Source organism: Aquirufa sp. (genome assembly GCF_044342065.1).
In the GTDB taxonomy this organism is placed as follows: domain Bacteria; phylum Bacteroidota; class Bacteroidia; order Cytophagales; family Spirosomataceae; genus Aquirufa.
In genome coordinates, this window is sequence record NZ_JBIIQN010000015.1 from 1 (window position 1) to 19,245 (window position 19,245).

Sequence of the window (19,245 nt, forward strand, 5' to 3'; positions counted from 1 at the left end):
TGATCAAAGTCGGAGATTTCTATGAAATTGAATTTTCATTTACCCAGGAGCAGGTAAATGATTTCTGTAAAATATCAGGTGATTTTAACCCGCTTCATTGGGATGCGAACTTTGCAGCGAATACACCTTTTAAAAAGCCGATTATTCATGGTGCTTTAATTGCGAGTGTATTTTCTCGTGTGATGGGTATGGAATTCCCAGGCTCGGGGAGTGTTTATTTAAAGCAGGTGTCTGAATTCAAAAGGCCATTGTATGTGGGTCAAAGCTATCAAGCTAAATTTGAGGTGGAATCGATTAATGATGTTAAGCATACCGCAGAAATAAAAACCCAAGTATTTGAAATGGAAAGGGGAAAATTGATGGTGGATGGCGTAGCTTCGGTAATGCATTCTGATTTATTTTGAAAAATTTGCCAATAAAAAAAGCCCGAATAATTCGGGCTTTTTTTATTGCTTAGAAATCGGCAATTATTTTGCTGCGTTCTTTTTGTTTTGAACTTCAGTACGGATTTCTTGAGACAAAGTTTTCAATTGCTGAAGACCACCTCTAACGCGAGTACCAGCTGCTTGGTTTCCCTTCTCGTAGAATTTTTCGAAATCTCCTTCTAATGATAAAACTAGATCTTTTACTTGTGCAAATCTGCTCATAATAATTTGAATTTTAGGTTGTAAAATAATTAGATTGTCTTTATTCGCTGTTTGAAGCGCTTATAAGACGAAATTTAGTAAAAATTGAATAGCTCGCAAATTATTCTGCAAAAAAAAGCCAAAAAAAAGTTTAAAAAGTGAAAAAAAAGCACAAAAATTCATTTTTTACCTTTTAATCACGATAATAGCCTGCTTTTAAGCGTTTTTGAACTTCAGCAAAACTAGTCGTTGTATATTCAATATCTGCTAAGCTATGTGATGATGTAGGAATAATACGCAACATGATTTGTCCTTTCGGTACAACGGGATAAACGACGATACTACAGAAGATTCCCATGTTCTCTCTCAAGTCGCGAACAAGCTTTGTTACTGCATTAATATCATAATCTCCATGTAAGAAAACGGGGGTAACTGGTGATGTCGTTTCACCAATATCAAATCCCTTTTCTTGAAGTCCTTTTTGTAATGCCCTTACATTTTCCCAAAGTTTATCACGCAATTCCGGATGCTTTTTAATCAATTCCAAACGTTTCATCCCACCAATAACAAAAGGCATAGGAAGTGCCTTTGCATAGGTCTGTGATCGCATGTTATATTTTAAATACATGATAATATCCTTCGGAGCAGCGACAAATGCTCCAACTGCCGCCATTGATTTGGCAAAAGTTGAGAAGTATAAATCAATTCCCTCGGTACAATTTAAATGTTCGCCCACTCCACGACCGTTAGCGCCCATGGTACCAAATCCGTGTGCATCATCAACCAACAGGCGGAAATTGAAGTCTTTTTTCATTTCGACAATTTTGTCTAATGAACCAACTTTTCCAGACATGCCAAAAACACCTTCAGTAATAACGAGAATTCCTCCACCTGATTCTTGTGTTTTCTTTGTAGCACGTTCTAAGTTCTTACGTAATGAGTCCATATCATTATGATTGAACTTATAGTAATCACCCATTTTTGCTTTATGTAAACGAATTCCATCAATTAAACATGCATGTGACTCGGCATCATATACGATAACATCACGGTGGTCAACCATACATTCAATGAGTGACATGACACCTTGATATCCATAATTCAAAAGGAAGGCATCTTCTTTACCAACAAATTCAGCTAATTGTCTTTCGAATTCCTCATGCTCATCTGAGTTTCCCGACATCATTCGGGCTCCCATTGGATAAGCCAATCCATATTTAGCGGCTGCGTCTGCATCTGCTTGGCGAACTTCAGGGTGATTTGCGAGGCCTAAGTAGTTGTTTAATGACCAATTTAGCATTTCCTTGCCCATGAAGGTCATACGTGGACCTAATTCACCGGTTAATTTTGGGAAAGAGAAATAATGGTGGGAATAATGTGCATGGGCTCCAATTGGCCCCATATTTTTGACAACTTTCTCGAAAATATCCACTTTAAATTGCTTTTGGGTTCGTAAATACTAATTACATAAGACAAAGGTAATTTTAAATTTTTATTATCACAATGTTATTGAATCGTGGTTTTAATGAAATAATTACTTTAATTCGCTTCGGCTTTGCAAAAAAATCATTTCAATAATAATACAATTTTACCATGAATCGAATAATCTGCTTTATAGGTCTCAGTCTAGCTTTCTTTTCTAATGGCCAGTCTACCATCAAACCGCTGGTTGAAGCTTCTAATGGGATGGTGGTTACCACGCATCCACTGGCAAGTCAAGTTGGTCTCAATATTTTAAAGAAAGGAGGAAATGCGATTGATGCTGCTGTTGCTGTGAATTTCGCTTTAGCTGTTTGTCATCCTGCTGCTGGGAATATTGGCGGAGGTGGTTTTTTAGTGTATCGTTCTGCCAAAGGAAAAATCCACACGCTTGATTATCGTGAAATGGCCCCTTTAGCTAGTTCACGTGACATGTACTTGGATTCTTTGGGACAGGTCATTCCTGGGAAAAGTTTTGTTGGTATACATTCTGCTGGGGTACCAGGTTCTGTTTCTGGCATGGTTGCTATGCATAAGCGTTTAGGGAAATTACCTTGGGAAGAACTTGTTCAGCCATCGGTTGATTTGGCACGGAATGGCGTTGTATTAACTGGAAAAGAGGCAAGGGGCTTGAATCGAAATCGTTCAGATTTTATGAAGTATAATTTGGGTAGAGCCTATATGGTGAAAGCCGATAGCACGCTATGGGCAGAGGGAGAGCTATTTATTCAAAGTGATTTGGCCACTACACTTGAGCGCATATTAAAATATAAAGCCAAAGGCTTTTACGAAGGAGAAACGGCTAATCTGATTGTGAAGGAAATGGAAAGACAAGGAGGAATAATTTCACATCAGGATTTAAAATCCTATAAAGCCATTTGGCGAAAACCTCTTGTTAGTCACTATAATCAGTATTCCATCATTGGCATGCCACCACCATCTAGTGGCGGAGTGGCTATTGGTCAATTGTTCTCCATGATAAAACCCTATCCTTTAGCACGCTGGGGAGTCAGGTCTGATTCCACAATTCAAGTGATGATTGAAGCTGAACGTCGTGTTTATGCAGACCGAGCTAAATGGTTAGGAGATCCTGATTTTGTCAAGGTACCTTTAAAAGGTTTATTGGATTCTACTTATTTGATTTCACGAATTAAGGGCTTGGATTTTAGCAAAGCGACGAAAAGTTCTGATGTAGCAGCAGGTGAATTTGCAGGGTATGAAAGTACCGAAACAACCCATTATTCGATCGTAGATAAAGATGGAAATGCTGTAGCTATTACCACTACCTTAAATAATTCCTATGGAAGTAAGGTCTTTGTAGGTGGTGCTGGCTTTTTATTGAACGATGAAATGGATGATTTTAGTGCCAAAACTGGCGTTCCTAATTTGTATGGTTTGGTAGGTACAAAAGCCAATGAAATCCAACCGCGTAAACGTATGTTATCCAGTATGACACCTACTATCGTGACTGAGGGAAATAAATTAAAACTAGTTGTTGGTACCCCAGGTGGTTCTACCATCATAACAAGTGTTTTTCAAGTCATGTTGAATGCATTGGTTTTTGGAATGAATATGCAGGAAGCGGTGGAATTTCCTCGATTTCATCACCAATGGCTTCCAGATTTGACACGTTATGAGGCAAAAAGATTTGACGAGGCACAAGTGGCCCGACTTAAATCTAAATTCTATGAATTGACACCTTCGGGCGCAATTGGATTAGTAGAGGGAATCTTAATCCTCCCCGATGGGAAATATCAAGGAGGAGCAGATTCTAGAGGGGATGATACGGCCTTGGGTTATTGAAAAAGTTTCGCAACTAAAAAGGCTGCTGTCGCTGCAGCGGCCCCAATGGAGGTCACTTTTAATGAGCCTATGATAGGATTTTGACCTGTTACTTTACTCTTGAAATAACCAAAAATTAATAGGGCTAAAATGGTTACTGCCGCTGAATATTGTAAGCCATCTACTGGATTGTTAACGTAAAAATAGGGTAGAAGTGGAATGAAACCGCCTACGATATAGGAAATCCCAATGGTTAATGCTGAATTTCGAGCTCGATTTGGATTAGGTTTTTCCAGTCCAAGCTCAAATCGCATCATGAAATCTACCCACTTATCTTTGTCTTTTGAAATGGCCTCTACCACTATCTCTTGCGCTTCAGGGCTTAGGCCATAAGCTTCAAACACTTCCCTTATTTCTTCTTTTTCCCTTTCAGGTACTCGCTCAACCTCCTCGTATTCTCGTTTTAATTCAGCTTCGTAATGCTCTTGTTCGGTTTGACCTGCTAAAAATCCCCCTAATCCCATCGCAATAGATCCAGCCACAATTTCAGCTATACCAGCTGCTGTCACAATTGATGCAGAACCGGCAACCCCTGATAGGCCTGCTGCTAATGCAAATGGCACAGTCAATCCATCTGACATGCCAATCACCATATCGGTAATGAAATCAGAGCTTTTTAAATGCTTTTCGTGTAAATGGTGATCAGGTCCGTGCATATTTATTATTTTTATTTAATGCCATGCATCATGCGCTTCAGAGGTCCTGTAGCCAAAATATACATTAAGATAGCCGCTATGCCAGATAAAATGACAAATACCATGAAAAACTCATACAGGTTATGTATTTCAAATCCCAAGAAACTCGGGAGTGCTACACCTTTAATTATTTTGGTAGGTGGTAGCAATGCGCCTAAGGTTCCGGCTAAGGCATAACCTGCTGCATTAGCTATAAACCAAACGCCCATTAACAAAGAAGAAAATCTTTTTGGGGCCAATTTAGAAACCAAAGATAAACCGATAGGTGAAAGACATAATTCACCCATCGTATGAAATAAGTACATGACAAAAAACCAACCTACTCCTAATTTATTACTACCCAAATCCTTCACTTGATTAGCAATAATTAAGTAACCGATTGCCATTAATAACAAACCTATGGATTGTTTGGTAGGGGAATTAGGCTCTAATCCCTTTTTTTGAAGTCTTACCCATAAGAAGCTAAATGGCAATGCCAGTAAAATAATAAATATCGAATTAGCATTTTGAACCGAACTAGGAGGCAATTCTATTCCTAGGAAATGTAAATCAGTTTGTTGGTCAGCAATAAAAGTTAACGATGAACCTGCTTGTTCAAAAGCCGACCAAAAAAACATGACAAAAAATGCAATGATGTACATAACCCAAATCCGATCTCTTTCTACCTTGGTTAAGGTTTTATCCGTCATGATTAAAAACGCTAAACTAATGCCAGCGGAATAAATGATGGGATAAATCCAATCTTTAATTGGGTTAGCTTCTTCCGTTACGATGTAGGCATGTATTCCCAAAACCAGTACCAAAAACAATGCGCAGGTAGATAAGATGGATTTTGTGGAAAATTCTGCTTTCTCTGATTCCTCATTTTGTTGGGCTTGATCATTGAAACTAGGTTTTAGTCCCACAGCCTCACCCGATGGGGATACGATGTATTTGTTCTTTAAAAAATGAAATAATATGGTTCCAAATAACATAGCAGAACCAGCAGCGAGGAAGCCCCATTTGAATGCTTCTACATTTCGTACGCCATGTATTTTAACATCACCTAACAAAGGACAAATCAACATACCCAAGAACGCTCCCGTATTTATGCCCATATAGAATATAGTAAAAGCAGAATCTAGGCGATTATCACCTTTTGGATACAAGGAGCCCACCATGGAAGAAATATTGGGTTTGAAAAATCCATTTCCAAGGATAAGGAATAGTAAACCTGTCCACATCAAAATGTTTGCGAGAGGTAAATTATTCAAAAAGGTGCTTGCTGATCCGAAAAGGAATAATTGGCCAATTGACATGACAAATCCACCTAATATGATACAATTACGGTTTCCAAGGTACCGGTCAGAAACATAACCACCGAGCATGGGGGTTAAATAACTTAATCCCAAAAATCCCCCGTATAGAATCGATGCTTCGTTTTGTTTAAAGGCTAATGCATTGACTAGGAATAGCGATAAAATGGCACGCATGCCATAAAAATTAAATCGTTCCCACATTTCGGTGGAATAAAGTACATAAAGACCTTTAGGATGTGAAGTAGTATTTTGGGTCATAAATAGGTTGTTGATAATCGGCGAGCAAGATAAAATATCTTTGTTTAATTCATGCAAAAGTTGAATGATAAAATTTCATTCATCGTTTTTCATTTTGAAAAAAGATGTGAAACCTTTTTCGTAATATTGTTGGTTCAATTCGTTAACGAAAAATTAATTCAATTCATTCATGGGTAAGATTATCGCAATTGCAAATCAAAAGGGTGGTGTTGGAAAAACTACTACAGCTATTAATCTAGCTGCGAGTTTGGCTGCACTCGAGTTTAAGACGCTTTTGATCGATGCGGACCCACAGGCAAATTCAACATCAGGTCTTGGTTTTAATCCCAAAGAAGTGAGTCGGAGTATTTATGAATGTATGGTAGGAATAGCAACGGTTTCAGAAAGTATTTTAGCTACCGAAGTACCCTATTTAGATATTATCCCTTCACACATTGATTTGGTAGGTGCCGAGATTGAAATGATAAATTTGACGAATCGAGAGGGAAAAATGAAGGAAGCTTTAGGAGGCATAAAGGATCAATATGATTTTATCATTATGGATTGCTCACCTTCCTTGGGTTTGATTACAATTAACAGTCTTACCGCAGCAGATTCAGTTATTATTCCAGTACAATGTGAATATTATGCCTTAGAAGGTTTGGGGAAATTATTGAATACAATTAAGATTATTCAATCCCGATTAAACCCTGGCTTAGTTATTGAAGGAATTTTGTTGACTATGTATGATTTGCGCTTACGTTTGTCAAATCAAGTGGTTAATGAGGTGAATTCCCACTTTAAAAACATGGTTTTTGAAACCATTATTCCTCGGAATATTCGTTTGTCTGAATCCCCGAGTTATGGTATTCCGGCGATTCTGCATGACGCAGATAGTAAAGGAGCTATTAGTTATTTGAATTTAGCCAAGGAGATTATCCAAAAAAATGGCCTTTTACAAACCATTTGATAAATTAATACATGAGCGGTAAGCAAGAAACAAATAAGAAGCGCATTGGTTTAGGTAGGGGTTTGGGCGCTTTGTTAGAAGATTCAGAGAATCTTCAAAGTTCTGCACGTCAAGGTTCTGATAGCCTTGGGGGATTGGATGGCGTGAATTTAATGGAGGAAATTCCGTTGGAATTCATTGAGACGAATCCCTACCAGCCACGTGAGCATTTTGAGCAATCGGCTTTGCAGGATTTAGCCGAGTCAATTCGAATTCAAGGCATTATTCAGCCCATTACGGTTCGTAAGGTTGCACCACGCAAGTTTCAGTTGATTTCAGGTGAAAGACGTTTACAGGCATCAAAGATTGCAGGTTTGGTCCGAATTCCAGCATATGTACGTACAGCGGATGATCAACAGATGATCGAAATGGCTTTGATTGAGAATATCCAACGTGAAAATTTAAATGCTATTGAAATTGCGCTTTCCTATAAGCGATTAATGGATGAATGTAATTTACGTCAAGAGGATTTAGGTTCTCGCGTAGGTAAAAACCGATCTACGGTAACAAATTACATGCGCTTATTGAAATTACCACCACATATTCAGGTTGCGATCCGCGATAGTAAAATTTCGATGGGACATGCCCGTTGTTTAATTTCAGTCGAAAATAGCGAGGTTCAACAGCAATTATATTTAAAGACAATTTCAGAGGAGTGGTCTGTGCGCCGACTTGAAGATGCTGTCCGACAATCGGCGGCTCCAGCCATTGATACACCCACTGGAGGTACTTCCAAAGTAGATGCGAGCGAGTTGAGGCAATGGCAAAGTACATTAACCGATTTTTTCCATGCACCTGTTTCTTTGAAAATGAATGAACAAGGTAAGGGAGAAATGAAGATATCCTTTAAGTCGAAGGAAGATTTAATGAAACTGTTGGAGGCTATCCGATCATAATCTATGCGTCACCGAATATTTTTTGTGTTTTGCTCTTTAATGATTGCTTTTCAAAGCTTCTCTTACCAGGTAGATTCTTTGAATGCTGTAAATGTAGATACATTAAAGGCAGAAAAAGCTTATAAAATTATCCCAAGACAAGCTACGTTAAAGTCTTTGATGATTCCCGGATGGGGTCAGATTTATAATCGGCAATATTGGAAATTACCTTTGGTTGCGGGTGCATTTATTACCTTGGGGGTTATTGCCAATTATAATCAGGTGCGTTATACCAAGTACCGCAATTATTATTATGTTGTCTCCCCTCGTCCGGCTGATCCCAAATATATCCCACCTGCTACGGTACCAGTACTTTATGAAGATGGGGTTACCAGGAACTTGGACGTTAACCAATTAAAGCGAATTAATGACGGATTTCGACGGAATCGTGATTTTACTTATATCGGAATGGCTTTGGCTTGGGCTTTAAATATTATTGACGCAAACGTTAGTGCGCATTTAAAGACCTTTGATGTATCTGATGAGTTGAGTATTCGTGTAAAGCCAATCATGGAAATCGACCCTTTATCACAAGGTATGATGTCTGGATTAACCTTATCGTTTAATTTTAAAAAATGAGTGCTATGAGAATCGTTTTGATAGGTTATGGAAAAATGGGGAAAGAGATTGAGCGTTTAGCTATCAGTCGGGGTCACCAAATTGTGGCACGCATTGATGTAGATAATCAATCTGACCTTACTAAACTTAGTCTTGCAGATGTAGATGTGGCGATAGAGTTTTCGAATCCCGCCTCTGCTTTTTCAAATATTATGACCTGTATTGAAAAGCAAATCCCTGTTGTTTGCGGAACTACTGGTTGGTTAGCACAGAAATCACACGTTGAGGCAGCTACGGCAAAGTTTCAATCAACCTTCTTCTACGCATCAAATTATTCTATTGGGGTAAATTTATTCTTTAAATTGAATAAAACCTTGGCTAATTTGATGGCAGGGCATGCTCAGTACGATATTTATACCAATGAAATTCACCATGTTGAAAAGAAGGATTCTCCATCTGGAACTGCCATTACAATAGCGGAAGGCATAATGGATGCCTATCCCTCGAAAACTAAATGGGTTAATAATGAAATACCTGCTGCAAATGAAGTGGCTATATGGTCTCAGCGGGAATCCACTATTCCAGGTACGCACACTGTAAAATACATTTCCCCTGTAGATCAAATTGAAATTAAGCATGAGGCATTCAGTCGAGAAGGATTTGCGCTTGGTGCGGTGATTGCTGCGGAGTGGGTGAAAGATAAAAAGGGTGTGTTGGGTATGGATGACCTTTTAAATTGAATTTAACTTCCAAATCAGCAAAAACAAAGTACTTTATCAACGAATTTTAGTAAATACTGACAAATAAATTTATGAAAAAACAAGAGAGCACTAAGCCAAAAAATAAATCTGCCTTCCGGGAATGGTTGGATTCGGTTGTCTTTGCAGTTGTTGCTGCGACCTTAATCCGCTTTTTCCTTTTTGAAGCTTATACCATACCGACTCCTTCTATGGAGAGTTCTTTGATGGTAGGTGATTTCCTATTTGTTAGTAAAATGCATTACGGCGTTCGGACACCTAAAACTCCTTTGCAACTTCCTTTAACACATCAAAAAATTTGGTTTACTAATTTGCCATCTTATTTATCATGGCTTCAACTGCCTATTTACCGTTTGCCTGGTCTTTCTTCAATTAAGCAAGGCGATGCTGTCGTGTTTAATGTTCCTAATTTTGTGGAGGATGGTGATGCCCCTGTCGATTTGCGCACCTTTTACGTAAAGCGTTGTGTGGCAACACCAGGGGATGTTTTAGAAGTTCGGGACCAACAAGTTTTTGTGAATGACAAAGCGATGGAAAATCCTGAAAAGATGCAACATCCCGTTTTGATGAAGACTAAGGAAAATTTAGACGAATCATTTTTTGCAGATTATGGCATTCGTAATTCCCCAGACGCTGGTTATGATTCAGCAGATTGGTTACCATTAGCTGATTCAACCAATCAATTAATGGGGTATAAATTGAATACTTCAAAAAAGCATATTGATGAAATTAAGTCACTGCCATGGGCTAAATCTTTTGATTTGGATGTATTCAAGGATCCTAAAGGGCTAACTTACATTGATATGTTTCCCCATGATACGGTTGATTTTAAATGGAACCGGGATTTTTATGGTCCATTAAAGGTGCCCGCTAAAGGTATGACGATTAATTTAGATCGTAAAAATGTAAAGTTGTACCAGGAAGCAATACTTAAGTATGAGAGTAATACCGATATTGTTTTATCAGGTGAGAAATTAGTGAAAAATGGCAAGGCTTTAACCAGCTATACCTTTAAACAAAACTATTATTTTATGATGGGAGATAATCGGCATAATTCAGCTGATTCACGTTTTTGGGGATTTGTACCAGAAGATCATATCGTAGGTAAGGCAGTTTTCGTTTGGATGTCGATTGATCCCAATAAACCTTTGTTCTCATTGGACAAAATTCGTTGGAGTCGAGTTTTTCGTTTTGTTGAATAAAAAAAGGCGCTGAAAAACATCAGCGCCTTTTTTTTAGAGAACTTTTAGTACAAAGCCTTTTAGGTAATTACTTTCTGGATGGAATAAGTTAATGGGGTGATCAGGAGATTGTGTCATTTGATGAATGACTTGAATCTCTCTTCCAACGGCTATTCCAGCAGCAACTAGCATGTTATAGAATAAGTCTCTAGTAATTACTTGAGAACATGAATAGGTAAATAATAGGCCGTTTTTCTTAATCTTCTTAAGGGCTAACTCATTAATTTTTTGATATCCTTGTAATGCTTTATGTTTGGCATTCATGGATTTTGCGAAAGCCGGTGGATCCAAAACGATGATATCAAAGCTGTCTTCATTCGCTTTTAAAAATGGTAAAGTTTCTCCTACAATAGCTAGATGATCCAGGTTTTGCATTTTATTTAAGTCAATGTTTGCATTGACTAAGTCAATCGCTTTTGCTGAAGCATCAAGCGAAATAACGGAGTTCGCCCCAGCTTTTAACGCATACAATGAGAATCCCCCTGAATAACAAAAAGTGTTTAATACAGACTTTCCTTGGGCATATTGTGCTAAGAGGGCTCTATTTTCTCTTTGGTCAATGAAGAAACCTGTTTTCTGGCCTGTTATCCAATTGATAGAAAACGATATGCCATTTTCTTTAACTGTATAAGGGACTTTAACTTCTCCCAAAACAAAACCATTGGTACATGTTTGCGCATACTCGGTAGGTAAGGTTTCTTTACTTTTGTCGTAAATAGCTTTTATCTTCTTTCCCAACACAATTTTTATAGCTTCTACAATTTCATCTCGGTCACGATGCATTCCAATCGTGTGAGCTTGAAAAACTAAAACATCTTTGTAAAGATCCATGATTAGTCCTGGGCAACCGTCGCCCTCGCCATGAATTAATCGAAAGGTATTGGTATCTTTCAGGGGAAGTAAGCTTCGAAGATCCCAAGCATTTTGAATACGATTTTGCCAAAAAGCAGCTGTTGATTCGATTGCTTGAAAAGAGATTATTTTCACAGCGATACTTCCATGATGAAAATGTCCGGTACCTATAAATTCTTCCCGACTGCTGTAAACATTCACCCAGTCGCCATCTTGCAGGTTTGGACTCTGTTTACTGATGGCACCCGAAAAGACCCAAGGGTGAAAACGTTTGATTGGGGCTTCTTTTCCGTACTTTAATTGGACAAATTTTGAATTATTCATGCTGTAAAATTGCATAAAATTATTTGAATTCGGGCTCTCCAGATTCAATCCATGCGGAATACCAAAGATCTGCTATGTGTTTTATGGAATCTTGGAATCGTTTTTCTACTTGACTATTTAGTCTTTTATGGTAGTTTTCTATGTATAGAGTTGAGTAGGTTTTTTCTAATAGAAAACCTTTTTGCGAGTGTATGTATTTTTTTGAATCAAGCATTTCTTTGTTTAATTCTTTTTCTTGTTCTAGAAGATGTGGGAGCAATTGATGAGATTCTAAAATCCAATCCCATGTGGCTTTTATAGGTGATTCTAAGTATGATGCTGGGCCAATCCAATCTTCTAATTTCTCTTGTAAGTGTTCAGGTATTTTGGATTCCCAGAAACTGTGAATGCCAACTTGGTTGGTTTGTTGGCCATCATAATTCGAAGTTGTATGCAGCGGGACATGTGCATCAGCAACGTAATGCCCTAATTCTGCTGATATCTTGATAATACGCAAGGTGTCCCTGTCCAAAAAAGCGTATTTTAATGATTGATAAAATGTAGCGATATTCCACGGTATTATGCCATGTTTTTCTAAAGAATCTGCTGAATATTCCCTAGTCACCTCTTCCCAGGTTAGGTATTTGACCCGACTAATTTCATATCGATCTAGATCAATATAATGCCGGGCTGCCTCTTTGTCAAGGTTATGGCGGCGCTGATCAGGCAAAACAGCATAGGTCTCAATCTCATGAATATGTCGCTTATATAAATTAATCAGGGGAGGAGGTAAGCAAAAAATAGCCAATTTGTTGATTTTCCTGTGAGCGAAAAATCCCCATGGAATGTTTGGCTTTGTATCATATGAAATGAGCAGGAAGATTATTAAATATTTCATCTTCTTTTTTTAGTAGTGGTATTGTGTATTCTAAACCTTTTGATTACTTTTGCAATTCAATTTTACAGAAAAGAGAATTTTTTTAAAAAATGGCAAATCATAAATCAGCATTAAAGCGTATTCGGGCAAATGAATCAAAGCGTTTGCGCAATCGTTACCAACACAAATCTACTCGTACGTTGATCAAGAAATTGAGATTGACAACTGACAAGGCAATTGTTTCTGACTTGTTCAAACAAGTATCTTCTGCGTTGGATAAATTAGCAAAGAAAAATATCATTCATAAAAATAAGGCTGCTAATCAAAAATCTAAATTAGCTAAGTTGGCGAATAAAATAGCCGCTTAATACCTTATTATCAGATACTTGGTAAACCTCGCCTATGGCGGGGTTTTCTTGTTTATAGGCAGTACATTCGTGCATGGCCTCACGGAAAATTCAAGATTTATTAACTTCAGACCAACCGCGGGAGATTTTGCTTTCGAAGGGAAGGCATGTATTACGTATCGATGAAATTCTGGCAATTTTACTGGCAACCGGCACGCGTGAGAAATCGGCACTGGAAATAGCTCGGGAGTTGATTTACCTGGTAGAAGGAGATCTTGGCGTATTGGGGCGTTGGGGTTTGCCTGAGTATCGAAAAATCAAAGGAATTGGGCTTGCAAAAGCTGCTGTTTTGATAGCAGCGATGGAGCTAGGAAGGCGAAGGATAGATTTTGTTGCTACCACGTCTGTCGATTCTATACGAACGTCAGCAGATGCTTATCTTTTGCTCAAATCACATTTATCGGATTTAGGCCATGAAGAGTTTTGGGTAATTTACCTTAATCGTGCGGCACGCGTACTTAAAAAGGAATGTATTAGTCGGGGTGGAATAACGGGAACTGTCGTGGACATTAAAATCATTATGAAAGCTGCATTACACTTACAAGCTTCGAGTTTAATAATAGCCCATAATCATCCTTCAGGTCAATTGCAGCCAAGTTTAGCGGACAAACAATTAACCTTACGTTTGGTGGCTGCTGCAATAAGCTTAGATATGACCGTGGCTGATCATTTAATTCTTAATGCAAGTACCTACGTAAGTTTTGCAGATGAGGGATGGATGTAAACAAAGAAAGAGGCATTATTTTCCTCTTTCTTTGTAAATCTTTTGAAGTTTTGCTCCTACAACGATTGAAATCGCGAACAAAATGATAAAAAATGCTGCTCCTGAATATCCCATAGTATTAAATTATTTGTGCAAAAATAACAATTTGTTTAGAGTAATCCTTTGGTACTCGGCAAAGAATTTAAATTTTTTACATCACGCTCAACAGCCATACGGATCGTTTTGGCGAAAGCTTTAAAGATTGCTTCAATTTTATGGTGCTCGTTTTCTCCTGTTGCTTGAATATTTAAATTACATTTAGCAGCATCAGAAAAAGACTTAAAGAAATGGGAGAACATTTCAGTTGGCATTTCCCCTATCATTTCACGTTTGAAACTAGCATCCCAAACTAGCCAATTACGTCCCGAGAAATCCAAAGCTACTTGCGCTAAGCACTCATCCATGGGCAATAAAAATCCATAACGATTTATGCCACGTTTATCACCGAGTGCAAGGGTGAATGCTTCACCAAGTGCTATTCCGGTATCTTCGATGGTGTGGTGTTCATCTATGTGTAAATCACCGTCCACCACTACAGCTAAATCTACATTGGCATGTTTGGCAATTTGATCTAACATGTGATCAAAAAAGCCTAATCCAGTATGATTATTTGATTTGCCACTTCCGTCTAAATTCAATTCAATTTGAATTTTCGTTTCATGGGTGTTACGCGAATGACTAACTTTTCGAGCGGGTAGCCTAAGGAATTGATAAATCTCATCCCAGCCTGTACAAGTTAATGCAAGGCTATCCTGTAATTCAGTAGCAATTGTTTGTTTGCCTATAAATATGCCTTGGGAACCTAAATTCTTAGCTAATTGAATATCGGTTTCTCGATCACCCAACACATAGGAATTGACTAAATCGTAATCTGGACTGAAATAGCTCTCTAGCATGCCTATTCCAGGTTTTCGTGTGGGTTTGTTATCAGAAGCAAAGCTGCGGTCTATGTGAATAGTTGTAAATTCTATACCCTCTGAAGCTAAAATTTCAAGCATTTTGTTATGAGCCGGCCAAAAGCTTTCCTCCGGAAATGCGCTAGTACCTAAGCCGTCTTGGTTGGTTACCATGACTAATTCGTAATCCAATTCTTGGGTTATTTTCTTCAAATTGGAAATTACATTAGGAAGAAATGCTAATTTCTCAAAGCTATCAACTTGTTGGTCTGTAATGGGTTCTTGGATAATCGTCCCATCCCGGTCAATAAACAATACTTTTTTCATAAAACAAAGGTAATGAATGCCGCGTTAATATTTTAAAAATAAGCAGATACTTATTGTATGAAATCCGTTCAGTCCTTGTAATTTTGCATTCTATGAATCAATCGTTTTACGTTATAAATGCCGAAGAAAAGTCGCAAATTTTAAACCGACTTGCCACTTTTATCCATGAGCCTGTAGAAAAGGTAGAAGAATTGTATCCGGTTTGGGAGGCAATCATTTTAGGGAGCTTATTGAAACTAGTGCGTAATCGAATTCGGTATAATGCGTTGTACAATTTTATTTTGCAAAAGCCGGCACCTACCTCGGATATTGAAGCCTTTTTGTCCGTGGAAGGTGGTGTATATAACATTGAAAATATAGCTAGGTTTGGGGAGGGGATGATGGGAATCTTAATTCCAGATAAAAAAAGTGCCATTGCTATGTTGCTTTCTCGTGAAATGGGAGCGAAGAGTTCATCTATTTTAAAAGGATTAACCTTGTTTTTTGGTATTTATGGGTATCAGATAAAGCAAGAAGCCTATTCTTCATTAAGAGATTGGAAAGCTTATGGAGAATATTTTACGGGTTTAAAGCAACAGTTTTTTGTTCTTTGTCCAAGTCATATTCAATACAATGTCTCAGAGATTTTGCTTTTGTCTGATATTCTTCGTGTTGATACAGGCGCTTTATTAACGTATTCAGATGATCAAGAGCCTTTGAAAGAAGGCGGAGTATTGCAAAATTTGACTCTGAATACTTTCATTTATATGCTCATCATTTTAATCTTGGGCGCCGGAGTAATTTGGTATACAAATTTTAGAAGCACTGAAACGGAAGAGGTGGTCTCAGATACAGAGGAAATCATTCCAATAGACAGCTTGAATAAACTTAATGATAGTTTAACCCGCGCGGTACTTGATTCAACAAAAATGCGTGCTGATTCGTTGACGAGCTTGGTTTGGCCCAAAGGGAAACCATTTGATATTCCTAAATCGTCGGTTATTGTTGGAATGCATCGATATTTGTCAGATTCAACCCAAACAGAACCTATTGAATTACTAGCTAGTGAACTTGTTTTTGATGAGCAAAGTGATTTGTTAGACGAACCTTTGGATTATGTATTTAAGCGCGCAGCTGAAGGCTTAAATCGATATAAAGGAGTTACACTAAACATCATTGTTCAATCCGGTAAAGGAGACAGAGCATCATTAAAACGTGGATTTGTCATCAAGAATCGTTTGGTGGGAGAGGGTTTGTCTCCTTCACGCGTCGAAGTAAAAACGGGTACGCAAAACGGTGTAATTTTCAATCTTTCCAAGAGCGATATATTAAAATAATCCAATTCATTTGCTTTCTATTGTAAGTATGCATACTTTTGTGGCATATTAGTACAAATGCATCCGCATAAATCGATTACAAGCAATTGTAAATCCCCTTCCAGATTGTTTAGAGGGCTATTAGGTTTGATTACGGATGTGTTAGGGCATCATAATTAAACATAAAAATCATGAGTGAAAAAATTCGCTTTGATAGTCTTCCTTTGTCGGAAGGTATCCAAGAAGCAGTTAAAGAAATGGGTTTTGAGTACGCTTCCCCCATTCAATCGGAAGCTATTCCCTACGTTTTAGAGGGTCGCGACGTCATCGGCCAAGCGCAAACAGGTACGGGTAAAACCGCTGCCTTCGGTATCCCCATGATCGAACATATCGTACCATTCGAGAAGTTCGTTCAAGCCATCATTTTATGTCCTACCCGTGAATTAGCGGTTCAAGTTTCTGAAGAAATGAAGAAGCTGGCTAAGTTTACCAAAGGTGTGTGGGTGACTACCGTTTATGGTGGTGATTCAATTGATCGTCAGATTAAATCGTTAAAAGCTGGAGCCAACATCGTTGTGGGTACTCCAGGCCGTGTGATTGATTTAATTGAGCGCCGTGCCTTGAAGCTCCAACAAGCATCAATGATTGTGTTGGATGAGGCAGATGAAATGTTGGATATGGGTTTCCGTGAGGATATCGAAAGTATCTTACAAGAAATGCCAAACGAACGTCAGACAGTCTTGTTCTCTGCGACCATGTCGAAGCCTATATTAGGATTGACTAGTCGTTATTTGACAGATCCTAAATTAGTGAAGGTTGTTAAAAACGAAATTACGAACGTTAACATCGAGCAATTGTATTTTGATGTGAAAGGTCGTGCGAAGATGGAGGTTACTACGCGTTTGATTGATTTTTACGCATTGAAGTTAATGTTGATCTTCTGTAATCAGAAGAAGCGTGTGGACGAAGTGGTTGAAGAACTCGTTTCTCGTGGCTATGCTGCGGAAGGTTTACACGGTGATTTGCGTCAAAGCCAACGTACTCAAGTAATGAACCGTTTCCGTAATGGAAATGTATGTATTTTGGTAGCAACTGACGTAGCTGCGCGTGGATTGGACGTTGACAATGTGGATGCCGTAATAAATTACGATATTCCTTTAGATGAAGAATATTACGTACATCGCATCGGTCGTACAGGTCGTGCTGGTAAATTCGGTAAGGCATTTACGCTTGTAGTAGGTTCTGAGCGCAATCGTTTGCGTGAAATCATGAATTACACCAAAGTTAAAATAGACAAAGGTGTTATCCCATCGTTTACGGATGTAGTTGGCATTAAAAAAGGCATGTTTATTGAGCGTGTGGCTGCTACAATCAATGAGGGAGATTTAGAAGTATTCGCTGATTCTTTGGAAAACTTGCAGCATGCCGGTTTTTCTACTGAGCAAATCGTTGCTGCCTTGGTAAAAATGAACATGGGAATTCAGAAAAATGAGTTCGGTGACGAGAATTTAGAGGGTGAATTTGAGCGCCAGTCTCGTAAGTATGGTCGTGAAGAGCGTGGTGGCGGTAGTTACCGAGATCGTGATTCACGCGGTGGTGAACGTCGTGGTGGCGGTCGTTTTGATCGTGAATCACGTGGTGGTTACGGCGATCGTGGTGGCGATCGTGGCGGTCGTTTTGAAAGAGGTTCTGAACGCGGTAGTGGCCCACGTGGACCACGCGTTGATCGGGAAGGAAAGCCATATAAAACAGATGAAAATATGGTTCGTATGTTTGTGAATATTGGCTTTAATGAGAAAATTTCTCCTTCCAATATTGTTGGTGCTTTTGCTGGAGAAACAGGTATTCCTGGAAATGTATTAGGTCAAATTCAAATTGAGAATAAGCATACCTACGTTGATGTTCCAAAGGAATATGCAAACCAGGTTATCGATAAGATGGTAGGTGCGCAAATTAAAGGCAAACGCGTTTTAGTCGAAATCGCTAAGCCCGTATAATTAATTTTTTTGAGAGGGGGTAACCGTTGGGTTGCCCCCTTTTTTTATGACTTTTTTAGCAAAAAGTGCTGTTTAGGTGCAATCGGTCTTAATGAAATGATGCCCAATTCAAAAAGCTCTACGGTATGAATGGCTAGTTGGTTTGAGGCGAAAGACTTCCAATTTAGAAGCGTTCCCTTATTTTTTCTAATATTCAAGCAAATGAGTATGGCTTCTTGATCTTGCATAAGATCTTCAATTTGATTTAACTCAAGTACTTGAACTTTGGAAAAATCTATCACATGCATTTTTCCTGCAGGTAGTTTTAAGTGTTTACCTATTCCATGTATCAGGGCTTCGGAAAAATTACTCGGATTTTGTTTATAAATGGGATCTATAACATGTGTATATAAAGCAAATACAAATGGGGAGTGTAATCCGTGTGCTGTTTGTGCTTTCCAGTTAAAGGCTAATCTGGTAATCATTAGTTCTGGGCAAAAGTAGTAGTCAGTGAAAATGCGGGTATTTCGACTTCAAATGTTTCTTGATTCATCAAATTTAGAAATGTATAATATCCACTCATTTTGCCAAATTCCGACATTAATGGACATCCTGAGGTATAAGTAAAGGATGTAGATGGTTCTAAAATAGGTTGTTGGCCTATAACCCCTAATCCTTTAACTGTTTCTTGATGCAATCCTCCATCGACAATTAGCCAATATCTACTTACTAATTGTACGGGTTGGTTTGACCGATTTAAGATAGTAATTTGGTAACTGAAAAAGTATTGGTAAGGTTTTTGTATCTCCATATCAGGTATATGGTTTACAAGTACCTCAATTGAAATTTCAGGTTTTGAATCAGTTGACAT

General features: G+C 38.3%; 20 protein-coding genes. 11 read left to right on the forward strand and 9 right to left on the reverse strand.

What is annotated here, in order from left to right; translation table 11 throughout:
• The first annotated feature begins 2 nt into the window (after positions 1-2).
• The gene (locus ACIQZ2_RS06965; protein ID WP_395768132.1) at positions 3-404 is read left to right on the forward strand and encodes a MaoC family dehydratase; all 402 of its coding nucleotides are present in this window, start codon (positions 3-5) and stop codon (positions 402-404) included.
• A gap of 63 nt (positions 405-467) precedes the next feature.
• On the opposite strand, the gene ACIQZ2_RS06970 is transcribed toward ACIQZ2_RS06965, so the two are convergent.
• Positions 468-647, reverse strand: a complete 180-nt coding sequence (locus ACIQZ2_RS06970) for a histone H1 (RefSeq protein ID WP_395768133.1) — start codon at positions 645-647, stop codon at positions 468-470.
• A gap of 172 nt (positions 648-819) precedes the next feature.
• Positions 820-2,058 carry an aminotransferase class I/II-fold pyridoxal phosphate-dependent enzyme gene (locus ACIQZ2_RS06975; RefSeq protein WP_395768134.1) on the reverse strand — a complete coding sequence of 413 codons (1,239 nt, stop codon included), beginning with the start codon at positions 2,056-2,058 and terminating at the stop codon, positions 820-822.
• Positions 2,059-2,219: 161 nt separating this feature from the next.
• Here ACIQZ2_RS06975 and ggt point away from each other — a divergent pair, with 161 nt between their 5' ends.
• Positions 2,220-3,908 (forward strand): gamma-glutamyltransferase, encoded by a 1,689-nt coding sequence (gene ggt, locus ACIQZ2_RS06980; RefSeq protein WP_395768135.1) that lies wholly within the window; start codon positions 2,220-2,222, stop codon positions 3,906-3,908.
• Here ggt and ACIQZ2_RS06985 read toward each other — a convergent pair.
• Entirely contained in the window at positions 3,902-4,603 is a 702-nt protein-coding gene (locus ACIQZ2_RS06985; RefSeq protein ID WP_395768136.1) for a VIT1/CCC1 transporter family protein, read from the reverse strand. The two genes, ggt and ACIQZ2_RS06985, sit on opposite strands and share 7 nt — an antisense overlap.
• Positions 4,604-4,614: 11 nt before the next feature.
• The gene (locus ACIQZ2_RS06990; protein WP_395768137.1) at positions 4,615-6,198 is read right to left on the reverse strand and encodes a peptide MFS transporter; all 1,584 of its coding nucleotides are present in this window, start codon (positions 6,196-6,198) and stop codon (positions 4,615-4,617) included.
• Between the two features lie 169 nt (positions 6,199-6,367).
• Here ACIQZ2_RS06990 and ACIQZ2_RS06995 point away from each other — a divergent pair, with 169 nt between their 5' ends.
• The 5 genes from ACIQZ2_RS06995 to lepB all read left to right on the forward strand — a co-directional run bounded on the left by ACIQZ2_RS06995 (position 6,368) and on the right by lepB (position 10,639).
• A complete protein-coding gene (locus ACIQZ2_RS06995; protein ID WP_395768138.1) occupies positions 6,368-7,147 on the forward strand; it encodes a ParA family protein in 780 nt (259 codons plus the stop codon).
• An 11-nt stretch (positions 7,148-7,158) separates the two neighbouring features.
• Entirely contained in the window at positions 7,159-8,082 is a 924-nt protein-coding gene (locus tag ACIQZ2_RS07000) for a ParB/RepB/Spo0J family partition protein (RefSeq protein ID WP_395768139.1), read from the forward strand.
• 39 nt (positions 8,083-8,121) lie between these two features.
• On the forward strand, positions 8,122-8,700 hold the full coding sequence (locus ACIQZ2_RS07005; protein WP_395768140.1) for a DUF5683 domain-containing protein: 579 nt from the start codon (positions 8,122-8,124) through the stop codon (positions 8,698-8,700).
• Positions 8,697-9,419, forward strand: coding sequence for a 4-hydroxy-tetrahydrodipicolinate reductase (dapB, locus tag ACIQZ2_RS07010; protein ID WP_395768141.1), 723 nt, complete (start codon positions 8,697-8,699; stop codon positions 9,417-9,419). Before ACIQZ2_RS07005 ends, dapB begins: the two co-directional genes overlap by 4 nt.
• Positions 9,420-9,490: 71 nt before the next feature.
• Complete coding sequence (gene lepB / locus ACIQZ2_RS07015; protein WP_395768142.1) at positions 9,491-10,639, forward strand: signal peptidase I; 1,149 nt, start codon at positions 9,491-9,493, stop codon at positions 10,637-10,639.
• Positions 10,640-10,672: 33 nt separating this feature from the next.
• Here the strand turns inward: lepB and ACIQZ2_RS07020 are convergent, their stop codons facing one another.
• Complete coding sequence (locus ACIQZ2_RS07020) at positions 10,673-11,854, reverse strand: class I SAM-dependent rRNA methyltransferase (RefSeq protein ID WP_395768143.1); 1,182 nt, start codon at positions 11,852-11,854, stop codon at positions 10,673-10,675.
• A gap of 19 nt (positions 11,855-11,873) precedes the next feature.
• Entirely contained in the window at positions 11,874-12,731 is an 858-nt protein-coding gene (locus ACIQZ2_RS07025) for a zinc dependent phospholipase C family protein (protein WP_395768144.1), read from the reverse strand.
• Between the two features lie 89 nt (positions 12,732-12,820).
• On the opposite strand from ACIQZ2_RS07025, the gene rpsT reads away from it, so the two are divergent.
• Both rpsT and radC read left to right on the forward strand, forming a co-directional pair.
• Positions 12,821-13,078 carry a 30S ribosomal protein S20 gene (gene rpsT / locus ACIQZ2_RS07030; protein WP_315575331.1) on the forward strand — a complete coding sequence of 86 codons (258 nt, stop codon included), beginning with the start codon at positions 12,821-12,823 and terminating at the stop codon, positions 13,076-13,078.
• Positions 13,079-13,151: 73 nt separating this feature from the next.
• Positions 13,152-13,841 carry a DNA repair protein RadC gene (gene radC, locus ACIQZ2_RS07035; protein ID WP_395768145.1) on the forward strand — a complete coding sequence of 230 codons (690 nt, stop codon included), beginning with the start codon at positions 13,152-13,154 and terminating at the stop codon, positions 13,839-13,841.
• A gap of 149 nt (positions 13,842-13,990) precedes the next feature.
• Here radC and hisB read toward each other — a convergent pair whose 3' ends face one another.
• The gene (gene hisB / locus ACIQZ2_RS07040) at positions 13,991-15,103 is read right to left on the reverse strand and encodes a bifunctional histidinol-phosphatase/imidazoleglycerol-phosphate dehydratase HisB (RefSeq protein WP_395768146.1); all 1,113 of its coding nucleotides are present in this window, start codon (positions 15,101-15,103) and stop codon (positions 13,991-13,993) included.
• Positions 15,104-15,195: 92 nt separating this feature from the next.
• Between hisB and ACIQZ2_RS07045 the strand changes: the two genes are divergently transcribed.
• Positions 15,196-16,419, forward strand: a complete 1,224-nt coding sequence (locus ACIQZ2_RS07045) for a hypothetical protein (RefSeq protein ID WP_395768147.1) — start codon at positions 15,196-15,198, stop codon at positions 16,417-16,419.
• A gap of 170 nt (positions 16,420-16,589) precedes the next feature.
• On the forward strand, positions 16,590-18,395 hold the full coding sequence (locus ACIQZ2_RS07050; protein ID WP_395768148.1) for a DEAD/DEAH box helicase: 1,806 nt from the start codon (positions 16,590-16,592) through the stop codon (positions 18,393-18,395).
• Positions 18,396-18,439: 44 nt separating this feature from the next.
• Here ACIQZ2_RS07050 and ACIQZ2_RS07055 read toward each other — a convergent pair whose 3' ends face one another.
• Complete coding sequence (locus ACIQZ2_RS07055; RefSeq protein ID WP_395768149.1) at positions 18,440-18,859, reverse strand: hypothetical protein; 420 nt, start codon at positions 18,857-18,859, stop codon at positions 18,440-18,442.
• Positions 18,859-19,245: a Co2+/Mg2+ efflux protein ApaG gene (gene apaG, locus ACIQZ2_RS07060; RefSeq protein WP_395768150.1), complete on the reverse strand. Its 387-nt coding sequence runs from the start codon at positions 19,243-19,245 to the stop codon at positions 18,859-18,861. The genes ACIQZ2_RS07055 and apaG overlap by 1 nt, the downstream gene beginning before the upstream one ends.

What these genes read in the sequence shown, in the direction of transcription:
- ACIQZ2_RS06970 (WP_395768133.1), bottom strand. Translation starts at nt 647, where the DNA reads ATGAGCAGATTTGCACAAGTAAAAGATCTAGTTTTATCATTAGAAGGA.
- ggt (WP_395768135.1), top strand. Translation starts at nt 2,220, where the DNA reads ATGAATCGAATAATCTGCTTTATAGGTCTCAGTCTAGCTTTCTTTTCT.
- ACIQZ2_RS06985 (WP_395768136.1), bottom strand. Translation starts at nt 4,603, where the DNA reads ATGCACGGACCTGATCACCATTTACACGAAAAGCATTTAAAAAGCTCT.
- ACIQZ2_RS06990 (WP_395768137.1), bottom strand. Translation starts at nt 6,198, where the DNA reads ATGACCCAAAATACTACTTCACATCCTAAAGGTCTTTATGTACTTTAT.
- ACIQZ2_RS06995 (WP_395768138.1), top strand. Translation starts at nt 6,368, where the DNA reads ATGGGTAAGATTATCGCAATTGCAAATCAAAAGGGTGGTGTTGGAAAA.
- ACIQZ2_RS07000 (WP_395768139.1), top strand. Translation starts at nt 7,159, where the DNA reads ATGAGCGGTAAGCAAGAAACAAATAAGAAGCGCATTGGTTTAGGTAGG.
- ACIQZ2_RS07005 (WP_395768140.1), top strand. Translation starts at nt 8,122, where the DNA reads ATGATTGCTTTTCAAAGCTTCTCTTACCAGGTAGATTCTTTGAATGCT.
- dapB (WP_395768141.1), top strand. Translation starts at nt 8,697, where the DNA reads ATGAGTGCTATGAGAATCGTTTTGATAGGTTATGGAAAAATGGGGAAA.
- lepB (WP_395768142.1), top strand. Translation starts at nt 9,491, where the DNA reads ATGAAAAAACAAGAGAGCACTAAGCCAAAAAATAAATCTGCCTTCCGG.
- ACIQZ2_RS07020 (WP_395768143.1), bottom strand. Translation starts at nt 11,854, where the DNA reads ATGAATAATTCAAAATTTGTCCAATTAAAGTACGGAAAAGAAGCCCCA.
- ACIQZ2_RS07025 (WP_395768144.1), bottom strand. Translation starts at nt 12,731, where the DNA reads ATGAAATATTTAATAATCTTCCTGCTCATTTCATATGATACAAAGCCA.
- rpsT (WP_315575331.1), top strand. Translation starts at nt 12,821, where the DNA reads ATGGCAAATCATAAATCAGCATTAAAGCGTATTCGGGCAAATGAATCA.
- radC (WP_395768145.1), top strand. Translation starts at nt 13,152, where the DNA reads ATGGCCTCACGGAAAATTCAAGATTTATTAACTTCAGACCAACCGCGG.
- hisB (WP_395768146.1), bottom strand. Translation starts at nt 15,103, where the DNA reads ATGAAAAAAGTATTGTTTATTGACCGGGATGGGACGATTATCCAAGAA.
- ACIQZ2_RS07045 (WP_395768147.1), top strand. Translation starts at nt 15,196, where the DNA reads ATGAATCAATCGTTTTACGTTATAAATGCCGAAGAAAAGTCGCAAATT.
- ACIQZ2_RS07050 (WP_395768148.1), top strand. Translation starts at nt 16,590, where the DNA reads ATGAGTGAAAAAATTCGCTTTGATAGTCTTCCTTTGTCGGAAGGTATC.
- ACIQZ2_RS07055 (WP_395768149.1), bottom strand. Translation starts at nt 18,859, where the DNA reads ATGATTACCAGATTAGCCTTTAACTGGAAAGCACAAACAGCACACGGA.
- apaG (WP_395768150.1), bottom strand. Translation starts at nt 19,245, where the DNA reads ATGTCAACTGATTCAAAACCTGAAATTTCAATTGAGGTACTTGTAAAC.